Below are 24,018 nucleotides of genomic sequence, written 5' to 3' on the forward strand. Positions count from 1 at the left end.
AAACACGATGGCACGCCCTTTGAGTCCCGAAAAGCGCAATGCGCTGCTGGTCGCCGCAACGCACGCCGTGGCCGAACAGGGCGTGCTGGCCAGCACGGCGAGCATCGCCAGGCGCGCCGGTGTGGCCGAAGGAACGCTGTTCACGTACTTCGAGAACAAGGACGTGCTGTTTCAGGAACTGTATCTGCACCTTAAAGACGAACTGGCTGAAACCATCATGCCTGACTATCCTTCCGAGGCGGACTTCCGGCTTCGGCTGGAACATGTCTTCCAGCACTATGTGCGCTGGGGCGTGGCGAACACGGCCGGGCGTCTCGCCATCGCCAGGCTCTCGGCTTCAGGTCAGCTGTGGGACGAGACGCGGACGAAAGGCATGGAGCCATTCCTCGCCGTATCGCAAATGATGGAAGAGGCGGTGCAGAGTGGCGTATTGCTGGACGCACCGATCGCGTTTCTCTACTCCATCATCGAACGCATTGCCGATACCACAATCGAATTTGTCGAGCGCCAGCCCGACAACGCGGAGCGTCACCGCCAGCTGGGTTTCCATGCCGCCTGGCGAGCTATCACGCCGTAAAAATTTTCTTTAATAATTGAGTGCTTACGCGCTCAATGTAAAAAGGAGAAGTCAACATGTCCAGTCAAAAGTGGTTCATTACCGGCGCATCCGGCGGTCTCGGGCTTGCCCTCGCGGAGAAAGTGCTGGCCGAGGGTCACCGCGTGGTCGCAGCGGTGCGGCGCGTGGCAGCGTTGGACACGCTCAAGCAGTCCTGGCCCGATCAACTCGAAGTGGAACCGGTCGACGTGACTCGACCCGAGCAGGTGCAGGCCGTAGCGGCACGCCATACGGATGCCGATGTCGTCGTCAACAATGCGGGTGGCGCCGTTATCGGCGCCATGGAGGAATTGAGCGAAGCCGACATCCAGCAACAGATCGCGCTGAATCTGCTCGCGCCCATTCACGTCACGCGCGCCTTTCTCCCTGCCATGCGCGCGAGAAAACACGGCACGTTCATTCATGTCACCAGCGTCGGGGGACGTGCAGCCTTTCCGAGCGGCTCGATGTACCACGCCGCGAAATACGGACTCGAAGGTTTTGCCGAAGCGGTGAGCCTGGAGGTGGCCGAGTTCGGCATCAAGACCCTCATCATCGAGCCGGGTTCCATCAAGACGGGGTTCGTGGCGAATATCCGCTGGACCGACGAACTTGCGGATTACAAGGACGGTGTCGTCGGCAAGCTGCGCCAGCAGATCAAGGAAGTCGGCGACGAATATGCCTCGGGCGATCCGGTGAAAATGGCCGGCGCCATCTACGAGGTGAGTCAGTTGGCGCAGCCGCCGCTGCGTACCGTTCTCGGCGGCGACGCCTACGCGGTGCTCGAAGCGGGCTATACCCGCAGCCTCGCCGCGCTGCAGGCACAAAAGGACCTCGCCAACGCGGTGATGTTCGAAGGCAAGGCGGGTTTCAATCCGCAGTAACGGTATCGCTGGCGTGCTTTCACTCACAATGCGTCGATGACGCTCGCTCGAAGAAGGTTGAAACGATCATGTCAAAAGTCTGGTTGATTACTGGCGCGTCCCGCGGTCTGGGCCGCGCCATTCTCGAAGCCGCGTTGCAGGATGGCGGCAAGGTGCTGGCGAGCGCGCGCGACACCTCGCGTCTCGCCGACTTGCAAGCACGCCATGGCGAACGTCTCGCAACGTTCGAACTGGACGTCACCAACGAACAGCAGGCACGGCAGGCGGTGTCCGAGGCGGTACGACGCTTCGGTTCCCTTAACGTTCTGGTCAACAACGCTGGCTACGGGCACATTCAGCCGTTCGAATACATGCCCGCCGATGATTTCCGCGCGCAGATCGAAACTAACTTCTTCGGCGTGGTGAACCTCACCCGAGCAGCGATCCCCGTGATGCGCGCCCAGAGCGGCGGCCACATCTTTCAGGTCTCGTCGGCAGGCGGACGCATCAGCAGTCCTGGACTCTCCGCCTACCAGGCGGCCAAATGGGCCGTTGGCGGCTTCAGCGACGTCGTGGGCAAGGAGGTCGCGCCGTTCGGCATTCGCGTCTGCACGCTGGAACCCGGCGGCATGCGCACCGAATGGGGCAACGAGGCGCGTACGACACTGCACAATCTTCCTCAGGACTACGAGGCATCCATGGCCGGATTCAAGGCGCTGATCGACGCGTACGTGGGTCATGAAGTGGGCGACCCCGAGCGCATTGCGAAGCTGATCGTGAAGCTCGCCTCGCATGAAGCGGTGCCCGCGCGGCTCGTGCTCGGCTCGGACGCCTGGCAGGTCGTGGAGACCGAGGAGCAGGCCCGCCGCGAATCGATGCAGGGCTGGAAGGCCGTGACGCTCGCGGCCGACTTCGGCTCGGCAATGCCCACGTGGCCTTCGGAGTGACATCATGCGCGTCGTACTGATCGGCGCGACCGGCATGGTCGGCCAGGGCGTGTTGCGTGCGTGCCTTGCGGCGGCGGACGTTACCGAAATCGTCGTACTGGGCCGGCGCGCGCCGGAGGGATACGATGACCCGCGACTCAAGGTCTTCGCCATGCCGGATCTCGCGAGCTTTCAGGCCACGGACGAAGCGTTTGCCAGTATCGACGCGTGCTTTTTCTGTGCGGGCGTGTCGTCCTTCGGCATGTCCGAGGCTGCCTATCGCGCGATCACTTACGATCTCACGCTCCACATCGCTCAGGAACTGCTTCGCGTGAGCCCCGCGATGACGATGGTGTATGTGTCCGGCGCGGGCGCGGACACCAGTGAACAAGGCAAAAGCATGTGGGCCCGCGTGCGCGGACAAACCGAAAACGCGTTGCAGCGCCTGCCATTTCGACAGGTCGCTATTTTCCGGCCAGCGGCGATCTTTCCCGAGGACGGCATACAGTCGCGCACAGCCGCGTATCGATGGATGTATATCGCACTCAAGCCCCTGCTTGCCTTGATTCGGCGAATTTCGCCAAGTAGCGTATTGACTACGCGAATCATTGGCGATGCGATGTTAAACGCCGTGCGCCGCGGTGTCCCGCAAGCTGTCCTGAAGCCTGCCGACATCCATCGACTCGGCAGTCCGCGAGCGTGATCCCGCTGAGTGCCTGGGCAGTCCCCTGTTCCGCTGCTAAGATCGCGGAAAAATCCAGGAGATACGCCGAATGGATAGCTTCGACCTCAATCTCTTGCGCGTGTTCGACGCCTTGCAGCGTCATGGACATCTCGGCAAGGCAGCCCAGGAACTGAACCTGAGTCAGCCGGCTGTATCGTATGCCTTGAAGCGTTTGCGTGAAGACCTGGGCGACGCCCTTTTCGTCAAGACCCGCTCCGGCATGCAACCCACGCCGCGCGCGACGCAGTTGGCGCCCGTGATTCACTCGGTACTCGACGCTATTCAGAAGCGCGTACTGACCACGCCGATTTTCGAGCCAGAAACTGCGCGGCGCACATTTATCGTCGCCATGTCGGATGTCGGCGAAATGGTTGCCTTGCCCAAATTGCTGCAGCGTCTCACAAGTCTTGCACCCGGCGTCAATCTGACGACCGTATCGCTGAGTCCCAGCGAGCTATTGCCTGCGTTTCAGCGAAGCGAAGTCGACCTTGCGATCGGATATTTCCCCGATCTCGATGGTGTGGACGTCTTTCAGCAGCGTCTTGTTCGACATTCGTTCGTATGCCTCGTTCGTAAGCACCACCCGCACATTCAGGGCAGGTTGACCAAAAAACTTTTCTGCGAACTGCCTCATGCGCTAGTCAAGACGGAGGGCCGTCGCGAGGAAATGATCGAACGGTTTCTGAAAGAGCACGGCATACTGCGCAGAGTCCTGCTCAATACACCGCATTACCTCAGCATCCCGATGACCATCGCGTCGACGGACCTGATTGTCACGGTGTCCAGCGACGTAGCAGAAATATTCGCGCGCATGGCGGATCTCGAGATTCTGGAACCGCCATTCAAGATGCCACCGTTCGACGTGCGGCAATACTGGCACCGCTCACAACAGGACGATCCGGGCAACCAGTGGCTGCGAGGCCTTGTACGCGACCTGTTTGCGCAATCACCCAATTGATCGCGCCATCCCGAGCGTGGTCCAGCGCGGCTCATCAGCCGCATGGAAGAGCGTTATTTGCGGCACTGGATTGTCGATCGTCCGCCCCGGCGCGACACTCCTCGCACCCACTCTGCGAGCACACGCTCCGTCACTCTTCAGGAGACTTTCCATGCCGGTCATCCGCTTTGAACGCGAGGACAATATCGGGCACATCGTGCTCGCCGACGGTCCGTCGAATCTGATCAATACGCGCTTTTGCGAGGCACTGAAAGAGGCTGTACACGAGGCCAGCAGCGCCGATATCCGCGCGCTGCTGGTCCGTTCCGAAGGCCCGGACTTCAGTCACGGCGGCGACGTCCTCGACTTCATCGATAAGGACTTCAATGAATGGCGCACCTTCATCTGCGAGATCCATCACGCGTATCGCGCCATCGAAGCCCTGCAGATCCCGACTGTTGCCGCTATTCGCGGCGCCTGCTTCGGTGGCGCATTCGAACTCGCGTTGGCCTGCGACTTTATCGTCGCCGCCGACAACGCCGTGTTTCAGAACATCGAGGCCTCGGTGGGTTCCGCTCCGGTAGCGGGCGGCGTCCAGCGACTCGCAGAACGCGCCGGTCGCGCGGTGGCTGCGCGCTACACGATGCTGAGCGAACCGATGACCGGCGCAAAAGCGGGCGAACTCGGTGTGGCCGCTTTCGTGTGCGCCGACGCGGAAGTTGAAAGCGTAGCGGCCAAGCTCGTAACGCGCCTGTCCAACGGCCCCACCCGCTCGTACGCCGCTATCCGGGCACTGTTGAAGGCATGGGCGGGCGGTGGCGTGCCTGCAGCGGATTCCGTTTTGCTGGACATCACGATGGGGCTGCACGGCACCGATGACGCACGCAAAGGCCGAACCGCGCGCGCGCAAGCCATGAAGCGCGGTGTCCAGCCAGAGCCGGTGATGTTCACGGGACGCTAAAGCGCCGCGTCCGTCGCTGGATCGCTTATGCCGCCAGCGATGGATTCGACACGGTCGCCGAACCCTCGCGCAGTTGCTCGATCAGCCATCTTCCGGCCGGACCGGGCGGCGACGCAACAGGGTATGCGGCCAGCATCGGGAGAACGAGTCCGCCTGGCGGCACATCTTCAACGTGAAGCTCAACCAGGCGCCCCGCCGCAATATCGTGCTGGATGGCATGCACGGGCATGCCACCCCAGCCGAGCCCGTGCACCAGCAGCGCATGCTTGGCGAACAGATCGGCAACGCGCCAGCTCGCCCCGGACATCACGCCGAATTCGCGGCCTGCCGACAAATCGGTCCGGTCGGTTAGCACGAGTTGCGTGTGACGCGCGAGTTCATCTTTAGGAATCGGCCCGCGAAACGCGGCCAGTGGATGCGTACTGGCGGCAACCATCGTAAATGCCACGCCGGCGAGCGGCTCCGACCTGAGTCCTGGCGGCGCAAAAGGCAAGGAACCCACAATGCCGACCGTTGCACGTCCGTCGATGACGGGTTGATAGGCGCCGCCGAGCGCTTCCGCGTAGAGCCGCAACGGCACGCGCGGAAAACGCTCGCGAAACGCCTTCGCGACCTCGACGACAACCTGAAACGGGAAAAAGACATCCACCACGACGGACAATTCGGGTTCCAGCCCCGAGGCCATGCCCTTGGCACGTGCCTTCATTCCATCCACGCCGGAAACGACGTTACGCGCGTCGGTCAGCAGCACACGTCCTTGCGCCGTCAAGACGGGGTAACGCCCCCGCCGGTCGAACAGCGCCACGCCGATTTGCCCTTCCAGATTCGACACCAGCTCGCTCACCATGGACTGCGCCCGGTGCAGCTTCCTCGCGGCCCCTGAGAAGCTGCCTTCGTCGACTGCCGTGATGAATGCGCGGAGCTGGTCCAACGATACGCCATCCAACATTTCGAATTCCTAACCGGTCCAATTCACCGATGGTCAGAATCGGACAAAGGCCGCCACGTCGACGCTGCACGGGCGGCCCGTCACGCTGCTTCAGTTCGCACCGGCCGATGCGAGGCGCGCGCCGAAGCGCCCAAGGCGTTGATCGAGGCTATAAGCACCCGCGCCGAAGTAAGCGATCTGCAGAAGGCCGCCCGCCATCATGACGTTCTTCAGGAAGTGAATCATCTGATTCTGGTCCGCGAAGTTGTTGTGGAAGAAGGCGGCCGTTACCAGACAGAAAAGTGCCATCACAACCGCCACCGGACGCACGCGGTAGCCCGAGATAAGCAGCAAGCCGCCGCCAAGCTCGATCATGATAGAAACCGCGTACGCCAGCGGTGGAACGGGCAGACCCATCGCCTTGATATAACCAACCGTTGCCGCGTAGGCGGCAAGCTTGCCGAGCCCGCTCATCGCAAAGGGCGCACCCAGCATGATCCGGCCCAGCAGCGGAATAAACTTGTATCGTTCCATGACGATCTCCTCAAAGAAGTTCACTTTGGTGGACCAGGATAGGGAATCGCGCCAGCCTCCACCATCGCCAGTCGCGTACATACCATTTCAATCAGGATTACAAAACGTCTTCCCTTCCGATCGACAGATCGCCCGCATCCACCCATTTCCCGGACGCTCGAAAGCGGCGCTATTCAACTGTTCTGTCGTTGCTGAATAACCCGTCCTCGGTCAGTTGCGCCATACTAATTCCGCAATGATCGCGCGCCAATCTCCCGAATTGCAAAGCAACGTTGCGCGTGATAGAACGACGGATCCACAGCGAGAGCGGCAATGAACCAGATCAGCGACCTCAACGATCTCCGGATCTTTGTAGAAGTTGTCGAGCGCGGGAGCTTTACGGCGGCGGCGCACGCCCTCGGCTCGCAGACATCCAAACTCAGCCGGCGTGTTCGGGCACTCGAGGAAGAGCTGGGTGTTCGCCTGCTCAATCGCACCAGCCGCAGCCTGTCCTTGACCGAGATTGGACGGCGCTTTCACCAGCATTGCGTCGCGCTGGTGGCGGAATCGAAAGCCGCCAAGGACATCGTCGATCAAACACGCGCCAAACCGCAGGGCACGATACGGATTAGTTGCCCGGTAGGCTTGCTAAGCTCGGGTATTACCCCGATGATCGCGCAGTACATCCACGACAATCCCGAGGTCCAGGTACTGATCGATGCCACCAACCGCCGCGTGGACGTCGTGGAAGAGGGGCTCGACTTCGCGATCCGCGTGCGGCTTCCCCCGCTCGAAAGCACCGATCTCGCCGTGCGGCAACTCGGGCTCTCCTCGCAGATCCTCGTTGCCAGTCCGGACCTCGCCGCACGCCATGCCGCGCCCACGTCGCTGCAATCACTCGAAGCGTGGCCCACGCTCTCCATGGCGAACAGCAGCGAGCGATTTGTCTGGAACCTCGTGGACGCCGAGGGCAACGCGACGTCATGGACACATCAGCCGCGCCTCGCGAGCGATGACCTCGCCAGCCTGCGCATGGCCGCGATGAGTGGCGTTGGCGTGGCCTTGCTGCCTCGCGAATTCGTGGATGCCGATATCCGTTCCGGCCAACTTCTGCACCTGCTGCCAGGGCTCGCCACCGAACCCGGCCTCGTACACGCGATTTTCGCCTCGCGCCGCGGCATGGTGCCGGCGGTCCGGCAGTTACTGGACGCGCTGGTTGCGGGCTTCGAGAAGCTGAACAGCAAGCGATAGAGAGCGCATGAGTGCGCTATGGCCCTTCAGCGGCCAATGCTTCTATTTATTTCGCTATCCGAATTATCTTCGGAAATGCCCTCTGCTGGGCCAATGGTTTTGCACGGGCATTCGAAAAATCTCGTGAGTGGCAAAACCGGTTGACATGTCCGTGACCGCATCCTACCATACAACAATGATGCATACGTTCACTATTGTTGAATTAAAGAATATCCAGGAGACTCCATGAATACGCTTTCCTATGAGCGCGGATCACGCTCCACGGCGCTCATCAATCAGACGATTGGCGATTACTTCGACGCAATCGCCAATCGCTTGCATGAGCATCCCGCGGTCATCAGCCGGCATGAAGACATCCGCCTCACCTACGGCGAGCTTCGGCAAAAATCCGACGATCTCGCTGCGGGATTGCTTGCCTCGGGACTCGAGCCCGGCGACCGGATTGGCATCTGGTCGCACACGAACGTGGCCTGGCTGCTCATGCAATTGGCTACGGCAAAGGCCGGTTTGATTCTCGTAAACATCAACCCGGCTTACCGGAGCGCGGAGCTCGAGCATGCGTTGAACCTCGTGGGGTGCAAGGCGATCGTGACGATGGTCCGGTACCGCTCGAGCGAATATCTGAACATGCTGAGGGAGTTGGGCAAAGCCCGGTTGCCGAAGCTCGAAACGATCTGGTGGATCGACGAAAGCGGCGCGCCGGACGAAGCGCACGCGCAACGCTTCTCCACGCTGTTCAATCTCGCGGTAGCTGGCCGCGCGTTGCTCGACGAGGTTCGCGCAACCGCGCGCCCGGACGACGCCGTCAATATCCAGTTCACGAGTGGGACAACCGGACTTCCCAAGGCGGCGACGCTGAGTCACCGCAATATCCTGAACAACGGGTACTTCGTGGGCGAATGCATGAAGCTCACGCAGATGGATCGCGTCTGCGTGCCCGTGCCGATGTACCACTGCTTCGGCATGGTCATGGGCAATCTGGCGTCGCTCACGCACGGCTCGACAATCGTCTACCCTTGCGCAAGATTCGACGCCGAAGCCGTTCTTGAAGCCGTGCAGGCGGAACGATGCACGGCGCTGCTCGGCGTGCCCACCATGTTCATCGCCGCGCTGAATCACCCGCGCTTTGCGGCATTCGACAAGCGCACGCTACGCACCGGCATCATGGCCGGCTCGCCCTGCCCGGTCGAAATCATGCGGCGCGTAGTGGACGACATGCATCTCCGCGAAATCACCATCGCCTATGGCATGACGGAGACCAGTCCCGTGAGTTGCCAGAGCATGACGGATACGCCGCTCGAAAAGCGCGTCACCACGGTCGGCCAGGTCCTGCCGCATCTCGAGATAAAAATCGTCGACCAGACGACCGGGGAAACCGTGGACCGCGGTCAGCCCGGCGAGCTTTGCACGCGCGGCTATTCGGTCATGCTCGGCTACTGGAACCAGGAGGACCGGACGAAAGAAGCCATCGACGCCAAAGGCTGGATGCATACCGGCGACCTCGCAACGATGGATACGGCAGGCTACGTCAACATCGTTGGAAGAATCAAGGACATGGTGATCCGCGGCGGCGAAAACCTTTATCCGCGCGAGATAGAAGAATTCCTGTACACCTGCCCCGGCGTGCTCGACGTTCAGGTGGTCGGCGTGCCAGACAGGCATTTTGGTGAAGAACTCTGCGCATGGATCATTACCACGCCGGGAGCCATTCTTGACGAAGGCATGGTCCGCGAATTCTGCCAGCAACGCATCGCACATTACAAAGTGCCCAAATATATTCGATTTGTCGATGCGTTCCCGACTACCGTGACAGGGAAGATTCAGAAGTACCTGATCCGGCAAATCATGAACGATGAACTCGGTGTGCAGGACCAACAAACCGCCTGACGCTTACTCGCCCTCTTTCCCTCATCACAGTTTTCTGGAGCACTCGCCATGGCAGAAGTTGACATGCAATCGGTCTACATTGTCGCGAAAGATATCGACCGGCTTTCCGGGTTCTACATCGCGGCGTTAAATATGCCGGTCCAGTTTCGCGACGCGAACAAATGGACGCAATTCCGCCTGCAGCGCAGCACCTTTGCGCTGAGTTCCGCAGAGGAAGCCGCACAAGGGGCGGTCGGCGCTGTCCCCGTCTTCCAGGTCGCCGGCGAGGCGCGAGCGGAAGTCGAACAGAAGATTCTTAGCGCGGGCGGTCTGCTGGTCGGACAGCGCGATATGGGAACGCATGGCTTCGTCGCCACCTACAAAGATCTCGAAGACAACCTCTTTCAGGTCTTTAGCAAGCCTTCGATACGTTAATTGCCCGCCCGCGCCAGGCGCGAATCTCACCTGATCCTCAAATACTGGAAAAACCATGAAGTTCGGAATTTTTGACCAAAACGATCGCAATGGTCTGCCGATTAATCAGCAGTACGAAGAGAGATTGCAGATCATCGAACTGTACGACAAGCTCGGCTTTCACTGCTATCACATGTCGGAACACCACGCGACCACGCTGAGCGCGTGCCCGTCACAAAGCGTGTTCCTCGCCGCCGCCGCGCAGCGCACCCGCAAGCTGCGCCTGTCCCCGCTTGTCTATATTCTGCCGATCCATCATCCCGTGCGGCTCGCCGAAGAAATCTGCATGCTCGACCATTTGAGCGGCGGACGCTTCGAATATGGCGTCGGCCGCGGTGCCTCGCCCCACGAGATCGAAGCGCTCGGCATCGACCCTGCCACGGCCCAAGCCAGATATGTGGAGTCGTATGAAGTCTTGAAGCGCTTTCTCAACGCCGATACGCTCAACTACGAAGGCACGTTCTGGAAGTTCAAGGACGTTCCCATCGAGATCAAGCCGCTGCAGTCGCCGCCGCCGACGTGGTACGCGCTCGCATCGCCCGAATCGACGGTATGGCCCGCACAGGAAAAGATGAACATTGTGTGCGCCGGCCCGATTGCCCGAGTCCGGGCGATCACCGACCGGTATCGCGAAGAATTCGCCAAGCGGCATCCGCTCGACGCCGAACCGCTCATGGGCGTGAATCGCTATATCGTCGTGGCGGAAACCGATCGGGAGGCGATGGAAATCGGCTCGCGGGCATGGTCTGCGTTCTATCCGAACTTCATCAAACTGTGGAAAAAGCACGGCACCGAGCCCGTCAACCAGAAACTTCCGCCAACGTTCGAGCCGCTCGTGGAATCGGGCCTCGCCGTGGTGGGACGACCGGAAACGGTCCGCGAAAAACTGCTGGAACAGGCGAATAACGGCGGCTTCAACTATCTCATCGGCACCTTCATGTTCGGAAATATGTCGATGGAGGAAGCAAAAACGTCGATCGGACTTTTCCACGAATCCGTCATGCCGGCATTCGGCGAACTGGAAAAGGTCCCGTCATGAACGCGACTCCTCTGTCCGGGCACGAAGGGTCCGCCATCGGAAATTTCGACAAACGTCAGCTGCGAAATGTTTTGGGGTCCTTTGTCACTGGCGTGACCGTGGTGACCACGCTCGACGCCGAAGGAAAAATGCATGGCCTCACCGCCAATTCGTTTTCCTCGGTGTCGCTCGAACCACCGCTTGTTTTGTGGAGCCAGGCAACATCCGCAGGAAGCCATTCCGCCTTCAGGGATTCAGAGCGCTTTGCGATCAACATCCTGGCCGAAGATCAGCACGGCCTGGCCAATCATTTCGCCACGCGATCGCCGGACAAGTTCGCTGGCATCGAGTACGACGTCGGGGTCGACGGCCTCCCCGTATTGCGCGATTGCAGCGCGTGGCTCGAATGCAAGGTCGTTGCCTGCTATCCAGGCGGCGATCATGTGATCTTTCTCGGCTCGGTCGAACGGATTCGCCAGAGCGCGCGGCGGCCGCTCGCCTTTGGCGGTGGCCAATACCTGGTGGCCGATCCGCACGACCTGGGCTGCGCTCCGGTCGGAACACAAGGTGCGATGAAATCCCAGCCGCATGCCGTGCGGTTGGCGAGCCGCAGTATGTTGCGACTCGCCAGTACGCTCGACACAACGCTCGCCTTGGTGGCATGGGGCAATCACGGACCGACTGTGATCGCCTGGCAGGCCGCGGCGACGCCTGTAGCCGCGGATCTGCCGCTGGGGCTGGTGCTGCCGGTGACGTCTTCGGCTTCCGGAAACGCACTGGCGGCCTTTCTTCCGCCTGAAGCGATCGACCGGTTCGTTGTCGCGGAGTTGCGTGAAAACGCGCGACGCGGGTCCGAGGATTTGCCCGTTGCCGCAGAGACCTTTTCAGGCCTGCTTGAATCGGTCAGAGCGTCGCGCGTCGCGACGAGGCGCCCCGGTACGTTTCATGACGACCGCGTTATTGCCAATGCGATCAGTGTGCCCATTCTTTCGCCGGACGGCGTGGCCGTGCTTGCCTTGACGGCAATCGGCCCCGCGCAACAATTCGATGCGGCAACCGACGGACCTTGCGCGCAAGCCCTCAAGGCCGCCGCTCAGGAAATTTCTCTGACGCTGCGCGAAGCCTGAAATTCCACCGCGCTCATAGCGCTCTCAATAGCGACCGCACTGAAGCCATGACTGAAACAGATAGCCGCTTACTCGAAGCCTCTTTGCCCCCCGTGGCGCAGGTCCAGTTGAAACTCGACACGCCAGGCGGCAAGCAAACCCTCGCCTACCGCGAGGCGGGCGACAAGGCAGCGCCACCCATCGTTCTGCTGCACGGCATTGGATCGAACTCGGCGGGATATCGCGCGCAGCTCGCAGCACTTGCCACGCACCATCGCGTGATCGCGTGGGACGCCCCGGGCTACGGACAAAGCAGTCCGTTCGCGATTGCAACGCCTGGCGCCGCAGACTATGCCGAAGCCGTTATGGCGTTGATGACGGCGCTTGGCCTCTCGCGTGCAACGGTTATCGGCAGTTCATGGGGTAGCGTGATCGCAGCGACATTTGCGGCGCAATACCCCGATGCAACGCACGCCCTCGTATTGAGCGCGCCCAACGTCGCACGTGCTCACTTGCCGCTTTCGGAGCGCGCCGCCGCTCGGGAGGCGCTGATGCGAAGCGGCGCGGCTCAGTCGCCCGCAGCGCGCGCGGCGGGCGTCGACGCCCTGCTCGCTTCCAGCAGCGCCCCCCAGGTCCGTGCCCTCGTCTCGACGCTCCGGGACGCGGTTACGCCAACGGGATGGGAGCACGCCGTCGACATGCTCTTCTCTGCGTACACGCCAGATATCGTGGCGTCAGTCGAGGCGCCGATTTCCATCGTGATCGGCAGCGACGATCGCATCGCGCCTCTGAGCGATCACGCGCGGCCTATCCATGAGGCAGCGCCCAATTCGACGCTCCACGTACTCGATGGAATCGGCCACATGCCGAAACTGGAAGCGCCGGGCAGGTTCAATGCCATCGTATTGGCAGCCGCCGCTGCTGGAAACCCGTGACCCGCACTTCTATCCGATCTGGCGGGACACTTTCCCCCCCAGTGCAGTCGTCGCGCGAACGGCGCTTTCGAGGAGCGCCTTGATCGCCGCGCCTTTGATATCCGTATCGAGTGTGGCGGGCGTGCCGATGAGGCTGATTGCAAACTGCAGATTTCCGTCCCGATCCCAGATCGGGGCGGCAACCGATACATAGCCAAGATTGCCGCGATGAACCATCGAAAAGCCATTGTTACGCAGTTCAGCGCTCGCTTCTTCGCGCATGGCGGCCGCAGTCCAGTTCTTCTCGCCAGACATTTCGCGAGCAATGAGGTCGTCCGTGCGGCTGGCCTGCAGGCAGGCAATAAACAGCTTTCCCGCTGCGGTGGTCACCAGTGGGATCAACCCCGTTCGCAATTCGAGGATGCTGCGCGTCTCTCCCTCTTGCTTGAACAGACTCACTGGTCCGTCGTCGGTCCATGCGGTCACCGCCGCACCGTTAAGCGTGGCGTCGCGCAGCGCAATCACTTCGCGCCGCACGATATCGAAGCCATCCAGCTGGTTAATCGCGCTCATCCCTAACGCAAGCGAGGCCGGCCCGAGTTTGTAGCATCCCGGCTTCTCGTCCGCGGACACGAGGCCCGTGCGGACGAGGCTAATCATGTAATTGCTCGTCGCGCTCGGCGTGAGTTCGGACAGTGCGGCAATCTCTTTTAGAGGAAGGGCGCGCACACTCGTTTGCAACGCCGAGAGGATTCGAAACGCAATCTCGACGGATTGAATGCCGCGCCGCGTGCTCACATTGGTCATATCGCTGCCGTATTGAAGTTGTTGAACGCAGGCCGCCCGGGTTTCCCCGCACGTCAACCTTGTTGACACCCTTTGTGGCTGCCTTCTATAGTATTCAACATAAATTATTGCATTCATTACTGTTGAATGCAACACCACAAGAAGCACGTGGACCGCAAGGTTACACGAGCCGTTGGAGTCAGGTATGGAGCATTGCGAGTTAATTGATTAGTACTGCAATCTTTTTCTTCATCGACACAATCCATCAGAAGAACAATTACCGCTTCGGAGTCAAAGCAATGGCCTTTCGCAGACGTGCAGTAGCAGGAACCCTTTCCGCATTTTCGATGTTTGGCATCGCGCATGCGCAATCGAGCGTCACCTTGTATGGCATCGCCGACACAGCGGTCCAATACATCAGCAATGTCGGTGGACACTCGCTCGTTCAGGAAGGCAATACGCATGCGCCCGATATCTTCGGATTGAAGGGTGTGGAGGATCTCGGCGGCGGCCTGCGCACGATCTTCGACCTGCAGGGCGAATATTTGCTGAACAACGGGCAGTTGCTCGTTCCCGGCACGCTGTTCAACCGCAAGGCCTACGTCGGCCTGCAGTCGGACTCGCTGGGCACGCTCACGCTCGGCCGTCAGCCCAGCTTCATGTATGACGTTCTCGCCAACTATCAAACGCCCCTGCTGCTCGGCAATATTCTTTCGCTGCATCAGGGCAACCTCGACGAAGTCGCCAACTTTTTCCAGTTCGCCAACGCAGTCAAGTATGTGAGCCCGACTTTTGCCGGCTTCTCAACCGGTGTGGAATTTGCATTCGGCAACGTGCCAGGCAACTTTAGCGAAGGCCGGAACTACTCGTTCTTCGTTCAGTACAAGAACGGACCACTGAGCCTCGCGGCGACCTACGCGAACGAGAACAACCGCTTCCTGGAGCTTTCGAGTTTCGTCGGCCTCCCGTCGCTGTTCGGCACGCCGTTGCGCGCGTCCGAAGGCGTGGTCGCCGATAAGCTCGTCAACTGGGGCGTGGGCGCAACGTATCAGTTCACTCACGTTCTGCTGCACGCCGCATTCACGCAGTCGCGCATCACCCTGGCCACGGGCCAGGGTAACGCCAATACCGTCGATGCCGGTGCGAACTGGACCATCAGGCCGGACGACATCATCGCGGTGGGCGGCTGGGTCGAAAATCTCGACGGCGGAAACTGGAAAACCATCACGGTTTCGAACACGTACCTTTTTTCGAAGCGCACTTCCGTCTACCAGCAGGTCACCTACCAGCATGCGTCGGGCGCCAATAGTGTCGCCTCGCTTGCCGGCGCTGGTTTGGCATCCGGTCGATCGACAACTGGCGTCTCGTTGGGCATCCAGCACTTTTTCTAGGAAGATGCGAGGCCGTCGCAGCAGCGCTCACGTATCTCGATTGTCGATGGATTGCATCGAGAAATAGTGGCTTTTCGCGAGACACGTAAGCGCCTACCCTAGCTCAATGTCATCAACCGGCGCTCGCGCCTGATCACCATGTCGTCCGATACAACCTTACCGCACGTCGCTTCAAAAGCATTTAGCGCTCAATGCGCGCCTCTTCAAGTACGGCCCGGCCTCGATACTGCCGGGCAGCAGCACAGCGCGAGAGCGGTTGTCTTGCGCACGGCCGGGCGGCGACACGGTTCCATCACGCGGCTCGTCAGCCCGGGCGATCTTGGCCAGATCCTCAAGCCATTCGTCTTTCTCGACTACTTCGAGAGCAAGGATGCGGCGGCGCTGCAGTTCTCCATGCACCCTCATTCCGGTCTCGCGACCACGACCGTGCTGTTGCAAGGCGAAGTCGAATATGAGGACACGACCGGTTCGTCAGGCGTACTACCCGTCGGCGGCGTCGAATGGATGAACGCGGGCAGCGGGGTCTGGCACGGCGGCGGCGCCAGAGGCAACGGACCGGTGCGCGGTTATCAGCTATGGACCGCGTTGCCGCCCGCTCTCGAATTGGGTTCTCCCGCCAGCCAATACCTGCCTGCAAGCGACATCCCTCGCACCGGTCCAGCGACCGTCATTCTGGGTCGCTACGGGGAAGCCGAGAGCCCCGTTCTCGCTCCTCCGGGCATCAACTATCTGCTCGTGAGACTGCGAGCCGGCGAACCATGGCAGTACACGCCGCCAGCCGGTCACAGCGTTGCCTGGTTGAGTGTTCAACGTGGCGCGTTGCGGGTAGGCAACGCGCGTGTCACCGAAGAACTCGTCGTATTCGACGAGTCGGAAGATGCCGTGACCCTCACAGCCAGCGAGGACTCCGAGTTCGTGCTCGGTTCCGCCATCGCCCATCCACACCCGCTCGTGCTCGGACACTACTCCGTACACACCTCTGCCGATGCATTGCGCGCGGGAGAAGCGAGAATCCGGGAGATCGGCGCGCAGCTTCGCAGCGCGGGCCGTTTCGGCTAACCGCGCACGCGCGGATCAATCAAGCATCAAGACATCGAGGACTTGCACATGGCTATCGCGAACTCCACAGGCAACGATCTGCTCGCCCTGGCCGGACGGTTGCTGTTTGCTTCCCTCTTTGTTGCGAGCGGCGTGAACAAGCTGCTCTGGCCGCTGGCGACCATTGTGTACGTCAGGACATTCGGCCTGCCCGCGCCGCAGTTATGGTGTATCGGCTCGATGCTGCTGGAACTGGCGTGCGCAGCGTTGCTCATTCTCGGCTACCGAACCCGCGCCGTAGCATGGATCCTGGCGGCCTACTGCGTTTCGACGGCCGTCATCTTCCACCATGCGTTCGCAGATCAGAATCAGTCGATTCCATTTCTCACGAATCTGGCCATGGCAGGTGGACTGCTTACGCTCTCGATTTATGGCGCAGGCCTGTTCAGTATCGATCGACTTATCGGCAACGCACGCGTCGAAATAGCCTCGAATTACGTACGCATTACGTCCGATAGTTGATTGCCCCGCCCCGTTTGTCCTCTATTCTCTTGTGGAACTCCCTCATGCGTGACGTTCATGTTGGCGATGCCGCCATACCGGTCATCGGCTTCGGCACCTATGGCCTGAGCGAAGCCGACGTCCGTCGGCTGGCGCCCGCGGCCATCGACGCCGGCTTCCGGCATTTCGACACCGCACAGATCTACGGTAATGAGGCGGCCATTGGCGACTGCGTTGCCGCCTCGCATCGCCCGCGACGCGAATTCTTTCTCACCACCAAGGTTTGGGTCAGCAATTACGCAAAGCGACAATTCGAGGCGTCCGTCAATGAGAGCCTGCGCAAGCTGCGCACAGACTACATCGACCTCTTGCTGCTGCACTGGCCGGGTTCGGATATCCCGCTTGCCGAACAAATCGCAGGCTTGAATGCCGTCGCACGGGCAGGCAAGGTTCGGCATATCGGCGTCAGCAATTTCAACCGTGCCATGATGACCGAGGCCATTCGCCTTTCCGCCGTGCCTCTCGTGACGAATCAGTTCGAATATCACCCGTACCTGAACCAGTCCGTGCTGATCGAGAGCGCGCGGCAAGCGGGTCTTGCCGTCACGGCCTATTGTGCGATGGCGATCGGACGCGTATTCGGCGACGATGCATTGAAAGCAATCGCAGGTCGCCACGGCAAGACGATTGCGCAAATCGTGCTTCGTTGGCTCGTTCAGCAGCCCGGCACGGTTGCCCTTTCCAGAACCACCCGGATAGACCGCCTCGCCGAGAATCTCGCCATCTTCGACTTTGCGCTCGACGACGCGGAGATGGCGGCAATCCATGCATTGGCGACAGCCGGCAGCCGCATCGTCGATCCTCCTGGCCTCGCTCCGGTCTGGGATAGCACGGCGCCTTGACGCCAGGCACCCTCAGAAGAAATGCATGATCCCAAAGTAGCCGCCTTGCTGGTTGTGGCCCGGCAGCGGCAGGGAGTCGGTCGCTTCCACCGGGAATGAGGACTGCTTGCCGTTGAACATGGCGCCGACAGTCAAGTAGAGGAACGTCCGCGCAGAAAGGTTATAAGTCGTGCCGAGCGCAGCGAGATTGCCGGTTCCGCCGCCGTGATTCACGTTACCGTGATACCAGCCGCCCTGAAACGCGAGCGCGGGGGTAGCCTGATACGAGGCGCCAATCCACTCCTGCTGGCTGCGCGTTGCCGCAAAAGGATTGAATGTGGTCGCTACCGTGTCCTGTCCCGACGACACCAGTTGCTGAAAGCCGGTATAGAACTTCACCGACCCGAGCGTATAGGTCGCCCCGATCATGTATTCTCGCGAAGCCGCATACAGGTCGGAGAATTGCCCGTTCGCGTCGCGTATTTCTTCATATACGCCGTACGCGGCGAAGCTGGCGCGCGTATATTGCGCGCTCACGCTGAACTGGCGGCCGGACTGGAAGTTGCCGGCCACGCCGCCGAAGCCGTTCTGCACGCGAAACGAGAACCCCGCCCAATTCGGCGAATTATAGGTGACCACATTCGGCCGCGGACCCCACGCGCGCCCGAACGCAAAATTGCCGACGCCAATCCCTACCTGCTCGCCGAGCGGATCGATGTACCAGCCGGTCTCGTCGGTCAGGCTCATGGCGCGGCCAAACCAGATACTGCCGAAGCGGTCGCTGGCAAGGCCTACGTACGCATCCCGCGTAAAGATCGTGTCCGGCGGTATTTCGCCGGTTCCGGAGGTAAAGAGGCTCTCCAGCTTGAACACCGCGTGCAGCCCTCCGCCGAGGTCTTCATCGCCCTTCAGGCCGAACCAGCTGTAGCCGTACTGATTGCTGCCAAACCGGAAGTTGTTCTTCGAGCCTTCCGGGGTCGCCACATTGGTCACGTAGTCGAAGCCCGCCGCAATGCGCCCATACAGCGTGACCGAGCTTTGCGCATAAGCGTTGCAGATTCCGATGGTCGTCAAAGCCGCAAACAATGCCAATCTTTTCATTTTGTATTCCTCAGCAAAAAGTTGTCTCCACTCCATCCTCAGGAAGCCTCTGCGAAGTGCCTACCTCCGTTTCTGGCGAACTGTTCTGAGTAACGCCGGAACATGACGAACCGTCGTCGCCAGCAGGATCGCGCATGCCTGTACGAGTAGCTGAACGGCGGCGCCCGCGCCCAACGCCAGCACGAGCTGGCCGAGCTGCGCCATGAATAGCGCGGCCACGGCGCTCGCAATGACGCTGCCCCGGCCTCCGGTGAATGGCGTGCCGCCCACCACCACCGCTGCGATTGCGGGCAGCAAATAGTCGTTGCCGGACGTTTGCGACGCGCTGCCGATAAATCCGGCGAGCAGCATGCCGGCCGCCGAAAAACAGACGGCCGATGCGAAGTACGCACCGATCCTGTACTTCAGCACGTTGACACCCGCGGCTTCGGCCGCGCGCGGATTGACGCCCACGGCAATGAACCTGCGCCCGACCGCCGTCTTGCGCGTGATTAGCCAGGCACTCGCGACGAAAACCAGCGCGAACCAGACATTGGCTGGCAGGCCGAGGAACTGCGCATGCGAGATGGTTTGCATGACGCTCGGGACATCGACCGGAACGTTGCCCGTCAACGACCGGGCGAAACCGATCAACAATGCATTGACGGCAAGCGTTGCGACCAGGGGTGTAATCGCGACCCTGGAGACCAATGCGCCGTTGACGACACCGACAATCCCGCCAACGCAAACGGTAATCACAACGGCAAGCACAATGGAGTCGAACGCGAATCCGGTTCTGGCCATGACTATGCCCGCGAGCGAGACCATGCCGATCGCCGACATGTCCAGCCCGCGCTGCTGGATCACAAGCGTTTGCCCCGTCGCGACGATCGCAAGAATGCCGGCGAACGGAAGCATGGCGAGGATCGAGCCGCGCGAAACCGTGCCCGGCGCGACAATGGAACTGCATGCGAAAAGCAGGATCAATCCCACCCAGATCCACGAGAATTCATCGATCGCCGGGAACCACGCCGACTTTGCTTTTGATTTCGTTGAGGAGGGTTCGAGGAATTCCGACATGATTTCCGCCCGGTTGTGCATTGCCTTTCTCATTTCGCCACCGCCATTTCCCGGCTTCTGGAGTAGAGCGCGACCGAAGCCAGGATCATTGCGCCCAGAAGGTACGATTGCCACGAGTCGCCAATGTCGAGAAACGAAGTCACCACGTTCACCTGGATGATGAGGAGCGCACCAAGCAGCGCGCCCACGAACGAGCCGCGCCCGCCAAACAGGCTGGCTCCGCCGATCACCACCGCCGCAACGCTTCCTAGCGTGTAGTTGATGCCGGCGCTGGCATCGCCGGAGCCGACCTGCGCCATCATCGGCACGGCCGCGACCGCTGCGAGGCATGAGCAGCCGAGGTACGCGGCAAGCGTCGTCACTTGCGGACGCGCACCGGCCATGCGCGCAGCTTCGGGACGAGAACCGACGCCGCGGAAGGTGAGCCCCGCTCTCGACTTGAACAGCGCGATTTCGAGCACGATTGCCATCACGATCGCCGCTATCGCAACGACGGGCATGAAGCCGACCTGCGCGCCGATCGCGTCCACGATACGATCGGCTATGAGGCCGCCTGGAACCGGGCGCAGGAGCAACGAGATCGCCTGAAGCGCCATATAGGTCGCGAGCGTCGCCACCATGGGATGCAGCCGGAAGGGGCCAACCAGCATCCAGTTCACCAGTCCAACCGCCAGGGCCGCGAGAAGCACGACTCCCCACCCCGAGAGCTGATGGCCCAACGTGGCGCCATCGTTCAGGAAGAACGACTGGATCACGACCACGAGGCCCATGAGCGGCCCCACCGAAAGATCGATGCCCCCGACCAGCATGAGCAATTGCTGCCCATACGCGACGATAGCCAGCGTGGCCACGAGCGCCAGCATGCCGCTCAGGTTGCGCGCAGAGAGGTAAGCGGGATTCACGTGCGCCGCATACAGCCCGAGCGCGCAGACGGCCACCGCGAGCATCACGATCGGTGCGAGATCTCCGGAAGCCCACTTCCAGAACCCCGCGGTGCGGGGGGAAGCCTTCTCCCGCTCGGTGGTGACGGTGAGGACTGCCGATGTAATGTTGTTCTCGCTCACGGCGTCGCCGTCGAGTTCCTTGACGACGTGCCCGCGCGAAAAGATCAGCACGCGATCGCAGAGTCCCGCCACCTCATGTGCGTCGGACGAGACGACGATCACCGCAGTACCTGCAGCAGCCGCTTCCCGGAGCACCTTGTAGATTTCCATCCGCGCGCCGATGTCCACGCCCTGGGTCGGCTCGTCGACCAGCAGCACCTTGGGCTGGCTGGCGAGCACACTCGCGAGCACAAGCTTCTGCTGATTGCCGCCCGATAGACTGCGAATGGGCGTGTCGGTGGATGGCGTCTTGACCGCGAATCGCTTGACGGCGTCACGCGCGCGCCGCGCTTCACTGCGCTGGCTCACCCAGCCCTTGATGGAGTCGAAGGGCAGACTGCGGATCGAAAAATTTTCGCGCACCGACAATTCACCGAAGATGCCTTCCCGATGGCGGTCGCCAGGCAGATACCGGATACCCGACGCAGCGGCGGCCTGCGAATGGTGCAGTCTCGCGTGAGTCCCCGTTACCGTGACGCGACCGCGGCTTCGCGCGAGGCCCGCAAGCGCCCGCATGAATTCGCGCTGACCGTTGCCATCGATGCCCGCGAGACCCACGATCTCGCCTTGGCTGACCTGAAGCGAAATATCGCTGAAGCCCGCGCCGCGCAGTCCCGCCACGTCGAGAATGACGCTTGCGCCTTCGTCGTTTCGTTTGGCCGGAAAGTCGCGATCGAGCGCCCCGCCAACGATCAGTTCGACGATCTGCTGTTCGCTCAGCCCCGCGGCTTGCCAGGTGCCCTGACCCTGACCGTCGCGAAGCACCGTCAACCGGTTCGCGATCTTCTGCACCTCACGGATCCGATGCGAGATATAGACGACCGCGCAACCCGACGCCGTGATCTTGCGGATGCGTTCGAACAGGCGCTCGACGTCTTCCGCCAGCAGATGTTCCGTCGGCTCGTCGAGGACCAGGACCTTGGGTTTCGCCGCAAGCGCCTTGACGATTTCGACGATGAACCGTTGCTCCGGATTCAGGCTCACCACGCGCTCGTTCGCATCGATCGCGACGTCATCGCTCCATTGCTTCAGGAGTCCTTGCGCCCAATGCGCGACTTGCATGAGCGTTGGACGCTGCTCGAGCGGCACACCAAGATAAAGGTTCTCGGCCACACCCAAGTCGGGCATCAGCGCCGGTTCCTGCCGGACGATGGCCAATCCCAGACGGCGAGCCTGCTCGGTATCGCCTCGGGTTTCCACGCCGTCGATCACAACGCGTCCGTGCTCCGGAACCAGCGCGCCCGACGCGACCGCCATGAGCGTGGACTTGCCCGCGCCGTTCTCGCCAACGAGACCGTGCACCTCGCCCTCGACCACCGAGAACGTCACGTTGTCGAGCGCCCGGACACCCGGAAAGCGCTTCGTGACACCGTCGACCTGCAGCAGCGTTTTCTGGTCATTCATGATTCGTCTCGAACGTTTTACTGTGCAAAGACTTGCTTGAGCTTGTCGGCGGGCAGCGCGGAGGAGAGATCGGCGTCGGGCGGCGCGGACGGATCGCACTTCGGATCGATGCCCTTGGCGCTATCGGCGTACGTGAACGGAAGGATCGACGGCGACTCCTTGTCCGTCGTCCCCTGATAGGCCGCTACGCCCTGGCGCACCGCGAAGCGAACGTACGACGTCGTGCCATCGACCGTGTAATACGGAAAATGCGTACCGGCTTTCTTTGCCGCCAGGTAGTGGCAGTTCAACTCGTTGTCGCTCGCAATCGTCGCAATCGCCGGAACAGGCAGATGCGCCTGCTCGAATGCCTTGGCCGCCGCGAGCGCCGTCACGCCGAAGTCGGTGACGATCGCATCGATCTTCGGATACTGCGCAATGAGACCCGCAGTGGCCTTTTGCGCATCAACGGGATTCCAGTTCGTCACGACAAACTGCTCGTTGAGCAACTTGAGATTCGGGTATTGCTTGAGGCCGGCTTTCAGGCCGTCCAGAAAATTCTGCGACGGCGCAGCGCCAGGCGAGCCGCCCAGAAACACCACATTGCCCCTCTTCACATTGGCGCCGAGCCAGTCCGCCCAGAGGACGCCGATCTGCTTCGTATCGCCAACCACGTTCACGACATAATCGCGCCCGGGTACGCCGGCAATCTGTGCTGAGTAAGGCACCACCGCAACGCCTGCCTTCATGGCCGCGCGCATGGCGGGAAGCTGCACTGCGCCGAAGTCGGGAAGCAAAATGAGCACATTGATGCCCTGCGCGACCATGCTGTTGATATCGGAGTTCGCCTTTTGCGGGTCCCCGTTGGCGTTGCTGTAAATGATCCGCTTGACGTCCTTGCAGTGGCTCAGCTCGTCCTTGACTTCGGCGAGGCCTGTCTTGCGCCATGTATTGCCGCCATAGCCGTCCGACACGCCGACGATCATCGGCTTGGTGCCGCACAGCGGCGTGATATCGCCTTGATGGTTCGTCACCGAGTCGCCAGCCGCGTAAGCCGCTGTACCGATGACGCTCGCGCCGAGCAAAGCCGCGATCCTTGCGAGCCTGCGGCGGAACCTGAACGGCCCCGGGGAAGCGGCTCTCTCGATGGCATGTTGGGTGAGACCGTGCGACTGGTGGTTTCGCGTGCCATTCGGCCATGCGTGAAGCGGGTCGAACATGGTGATCCTCGATGTCGTGATGAAGTGCGATTCGAAACGCCATACCCCGGCGATTTATCCGTACTACGAAATAAATAAATTGATCTCAACTCCCTGCTCCGCTGCTTTCTTATTATCTATTTGCAGCTATGCAATCTCGATCCACAATGATGCGACACAGAATCGATTTATATCGAATGATGTGTTTCGGAATGACCGATGTCAAGATTCCTGGGGAATCTCCCTAGCGCCGCGCGCGTCCCTTCTGCGCCTCTTCACGTTTGCTGTCATCCGACGCGACGGCCAAGTCCGTCCTCCAGGTAATTTCCCTGGGTTCCTTGACTTACTTCATTCCACACAACATCATTCGATATAAATCGATATTGCTCGGAATGATCTCTGCGCAACCGATTTTGATGAGAGGCATCTATTTCCTGCGCCCCGCTGGGCACGGGCCGTGGCGTCACTGGTGCGCCCCGGCAAGACCTCTCCAGCTTGAT

23 protein-coding genes are annotated in these 24,018 nt (G+C 61.0%); 16 read left to right on the plus strand and 7 right to left on the minus strand.

Annotated features, from left to right (window positions below; translation table 11 throughout):
- Positions 1 to 7: 7 nt before the first annotated feature.
- The 6 genes from FAZ97_RS21645 (at position 8) to FAZ97_RS21670 (ending at position 5,006) form a co-directional block, all read left to right on the plus strand.
- Positions 8 to 577, plus strand: a complete 570-nt coding sequence (locus FAZ97_RS21645; protein ID WP_158760454.1) for a TetR/AcrR family transcriptional regulator — start codon at positions 8 to 10, stop codon at positions 575 to 577.
- A 56-nt stretch (positions 578 to 633) separates the two neighbouring features.
- The gene (locus tag FAZ97_RS21650; RefSeq protein WP_158760455.1) at positions 634 to 1,479 is read left to right on the plus strand and encodes an SDR family NAD(P)-dependent oxidoreductase; all 846 of its coding nucleotides are present in this window, start codon (positions 634 to 636) and stop codon (positions 1,477 to 1,479) included.
- Between the two features lie 68 nt (positions 1,480 to 1,547).
- Complete coding sequence (locus FAZ97_RS21655) at positions 1,548 to 2,405, plus strand: SDR family NAD(P)-dependent oxidoreductase (RefSeq protein ID WP_158760456.1); 858 nt, start codon at positions 1,548 to 1,550, stop codon at positions 2,403 to 2,405.
- Positions 2,406 to 2,409: 4 nt separating this feature from the next.
- Entirely contained in the window at positions 2,410 to 3,087 is a 678-nt protein-coding gene (locus FAZ97_RS21660; protein ID WP_158760457.1) for an NAD-dependent epimerase/dehydratase family protein, read from the plus strand.
- A 70-nt stretch (positions 3,088 to 3,157) separates the two neighbouring features.
- Positions 3,158 to 4,066, plus strand: a complete 909-nt coding sequence (locus tag FAZ97_RS21665) for a LysR family transcriptional regulator (RefSeq protein WP_158760458.1) — start codon at positions 3,158 to 3,160, stop codon at positions 4,064 to 4,066.
- 151 nt (positions 4,067 to 4,217) lie between these two features.
- Positions 4,218 to 5,006 carry an enoyl-CoA hydratase/isomerase family protein gene (locus FAZ97_RS21670; RefSeq protein ID WP_158760459.1) on the plus strand — a complete coding sequence of 263 codons (789 nt, stop codon included), beginning with the start codon at positions 4,218 to 4,220 and terminating at the stop codon, positions 5,004 to 5,006.
- A gap of 25 nt (positions 5,007 to 5,031) precedes the next feature.
- On the opposite strand, the gene FAZ97_RS21675 is transcribed toward FAZ97_RS21670, so the two are convergent.
- Both FAZ97_RS21675 and FAZ97_RS21680 read right to left on the minus strand, forming a co-directional pair.
- Complete coding sequence (locus FAZ97_RS21675; RefSeq protein WP_325073237.1) at positions 5,032 to 5,937, minus strand: LysR family transcriptional regulator; 906 nt, start codon at positions 5,935 to 5,937, stop codon at positions 5,032 to 5,034.
- Positions 5,938 to 6,045: 108 nt separating this feature from the next.
- Entirely contained in the window at positions 6,046 to 6,468 is a 423-nt protein-coding gene (locus FAZ97_RS21680; RefSeq protein WP_158761030.1) for a DoxX family protein, read from the minus strand.
- Between the two features lie 312 nt (positions 6,469 to 6,780).
- On the opposite strand from FAZ97_RS21680, the gene FAZ97_RS21685 reads away from it, so the two are divergent.
- The 6 genes from FAZ97_RS21685 to FAZ97_RS21710 all read left to right on the plus strand — a co-directional run bounded on the left by FAZ97_RS21685 (position 6,781) and on the right by FAZ97_RS21710 (position 13,097).
- The gene (locus tag FAZ97_RS21685; RefSeq protein ID WP_158760461.1) at positions 6,781 to 7,698 is read left to right on the plus strand and encodes a LysR substrate-binding domain-containing protein; all 918 of its coding nucleotides are present in this window, start codon (positions 6,781 to 6,783) and stop codon (positions 7,696 to 7,698) included.
- Positions 7,699 to 7,923: 225 nt separating this feature from the next.
- Complete coding sequence (locus tag FAZ97_RS21690; RefSeq protein ID WP_158760462.1) at positions 7,924 to 9,585, plus strand: AMP-binding protein; 1,662 nt, start codon at positions 7,924 to 7,926, stop codon at positions 9,583 to 9,585.
- A 48-nt stretch (positions 9,586 to 9,633) separates the two neighbouring features.
- On the plus strand, positions 9,634 to 9,999 hold the full coding sequence (locus FAZ97_RS21695; protein WP_158760463.1) for a VOC family protein: 366 nt from the start codon (positions 9,634 to 9,636) through the stop codon (positions 9,997 to 9,999).
- Positions 10,000 to 10,054: 55 nt separating this feature from the next.
- Positions 10,055 to 11,077: an LLM class flavin-dependent oxidoreductase gene (locus FAZ97_RS21700; RefSeq protein ID WP_158760464.1), complete on the plus strand. Its 1,023-nt coding sequence runs from the start codon at positions 10,055 to 10,057 to the stop codon at positions 11,075 to 11,077.
- Complete coding sequence (locus tag FAZ97_RS21705; RefSeq protein ID WP_158760465.1) at positions 11,074 to 12,183, plus strand: flavin reductase; 1,110 nt, start codon at positions 11,074 to 11,076, stop codon at positions 12,181 to 12,183. The genes FAZ97_RS21700 and FAZ97_RS21705 overlap by 4 nt, the downstream gene beginning before the upstream one ends.
- A 47-nt stretch (positions 12,184 to 12,230) precedes the next feature.
- Positions 12,231 to 13,097 (plus strand): alpha/beta fold hydrolase, encoded by an 867-nt coding sequence (locus tag FAZ97_RS21710; RefSeq protein WP_158760466.1) that lies wholly within the window; start codon positions 12,231 to 12,233, stop codon positions 13,095 to 13,097.
- Positions 13,098 to 13,106: 9 nt separating this feature from the next.
- Here the strand turns inward: FAZ97_RS21710 and FAZ97_RS21715 are convergent, their stop codons facing one another.
- Positions 13,107 to 13,883, minus strand: a complete 777-nt coding sequence (locus FAZ97_RS21715; protein ID WP_158760467.1) for an IclR family transcriptional regulator — start codon at positions 13,881 to 13,883, stop codon at positions 13,107 to 13,109.
- A gap of 326 nt (positions 13,884 to 14,209) precedes the next feature.
- Between FAZ97_RS21715 and FAZ97_RS21720 the strand changes: the two genes are divergently transcribed.
- The 4 genes from FAZ97_RS21720 (at position 14,210) to FAZ97_RS21735 (ending at position 17,694) form a co-directional block, all read left to right on the plus strand.
- The gene (locus FAZ97_RS21720) at positions 14,210 to 15,253 is read left to right on the plus strand and encodes a porin (protein ID WP_158760468.1); all 1,044 of its coding nucleotides are present in this window, start codon (positions 14,210 to 14,212) and stop codon (positions 15,251 to 15,253) included.
- A gap of 261 nt (positions 15,254 to 15,514) precedes the next feature.
- Complete coding sequence (locus tag FAZ97_RS21725) at positions 15,515 to 16,312, plus strand: pirin family protein (protein ID WP_233271729.1); 798 nt, start codon at positions 15,515 to 15,517, stop codon at positions 16,310 to 16,312.
- A 48-nt stretch (positions 16,313 to 16,360) separates the two neighbouring features.
- Positions 16,361 to 16,813 carry a DoxX family protein gene (locus tag FAZ97_RS21730; protein ID WP_158760470.1) on the plus strand — a complete coding sequence of 151 codons (453 nt, stop codon included), beginning with the start codon at positions 16,361 to 16,363 and terminating at the stop codon, positions 16,811 to 16,813.
- A complete protein-coding gene (locus tag FAZ97_RS21735) occupies positions 16,810 to 17,694 on the plus strand; it encodes an aldo/keto reductase (protein ID WP_233271730.1) in 885 nt (294 codons plus the stop codon). Before FAZ97_RS21730 ends, FAZ97_RS21735 begins: the two co-directional genes overlap by 4 nt.
- Before the next feature lie 12 nt (positions 17,695 to 17,706).
- Here the strand turns inward: FAZ97_RS21735 and FAZ97_RS21740 are convergent, their stop codons facing one another.
- Genes FAZ97_RS21740 through FAZ97_RS21755 form a run of 4 tightly spaced genes read right to left on the minus strand, consistent with a single transcriptional unit; the run spans position 17,707 to position 23,539 of the window.
- Positions 17,707 to 18,774, minus strand: a complete 1,068-nt coding sequence (locus FAZ97_RS21740) for a porin (RefSeq protein WP_158760471.1) — start codon at positions 18,772 to 18,774, stop codon at positions 17,707 to 17,709.
- Between the two features lie 60 nt (positions 18,775 to 18,834).
- On the minus strand, positions 18,835 to 19,866 hold the full coding sequence (locus FAZ97_RS21745; protein WP_158760472.1) for an ABC transporter permease: 1,032 nt from the start codon (positions 19,864 to 19,866) through the stop codon (positions 18,835 to 18,837).
- Positions 19,863 to 22,340 carry an ATP-binding cassette domain-containing protein gene (locus FAZ97_RS21750; RefSeq protein ID WP_158760473.1) on the minus strand — a complete coding sequence of 826 codons (2,478 nt, stop codon included), beginning with the start codon at positions 22,338 to 22,340 and terminating at the stop codon, positions 19,863 to 19,865. The genes FAZ97_RS21745 and FAZ97_RS21750 overlap by 4 nt, the downstream gene beginning before the upstream one ends.
- A gap of 17 nt (positions 22,341 to 22,357) precedes the next feature.
- The gene (locus FAZ97_RS21755; RefSeq protein WP_158760474.1) at positions 22,358 to 23,539 is read right to left on the minus strand and encodes a substrate-binding domain-containing protein; all 1,182 of its coding nucleotides are present in this window, start codon (positions 23,537 to 23,539) and stop codon (positions 22,358 to 22,360) included.
- Positions 23,540 to 24,018: the final 479 nt, after the last annotated feature.

The organism is Paraburkholderia acidiphila (assembly GCF_009789655.1).
GTDB classification, from domain to species: domain Bacteria; phylum Pseudomonadota; class Gammaproteobacteria; order Burkholderiales; family Burkholderiaceae; genus Paraburkholderia; species Paraburkholderia acidiphila.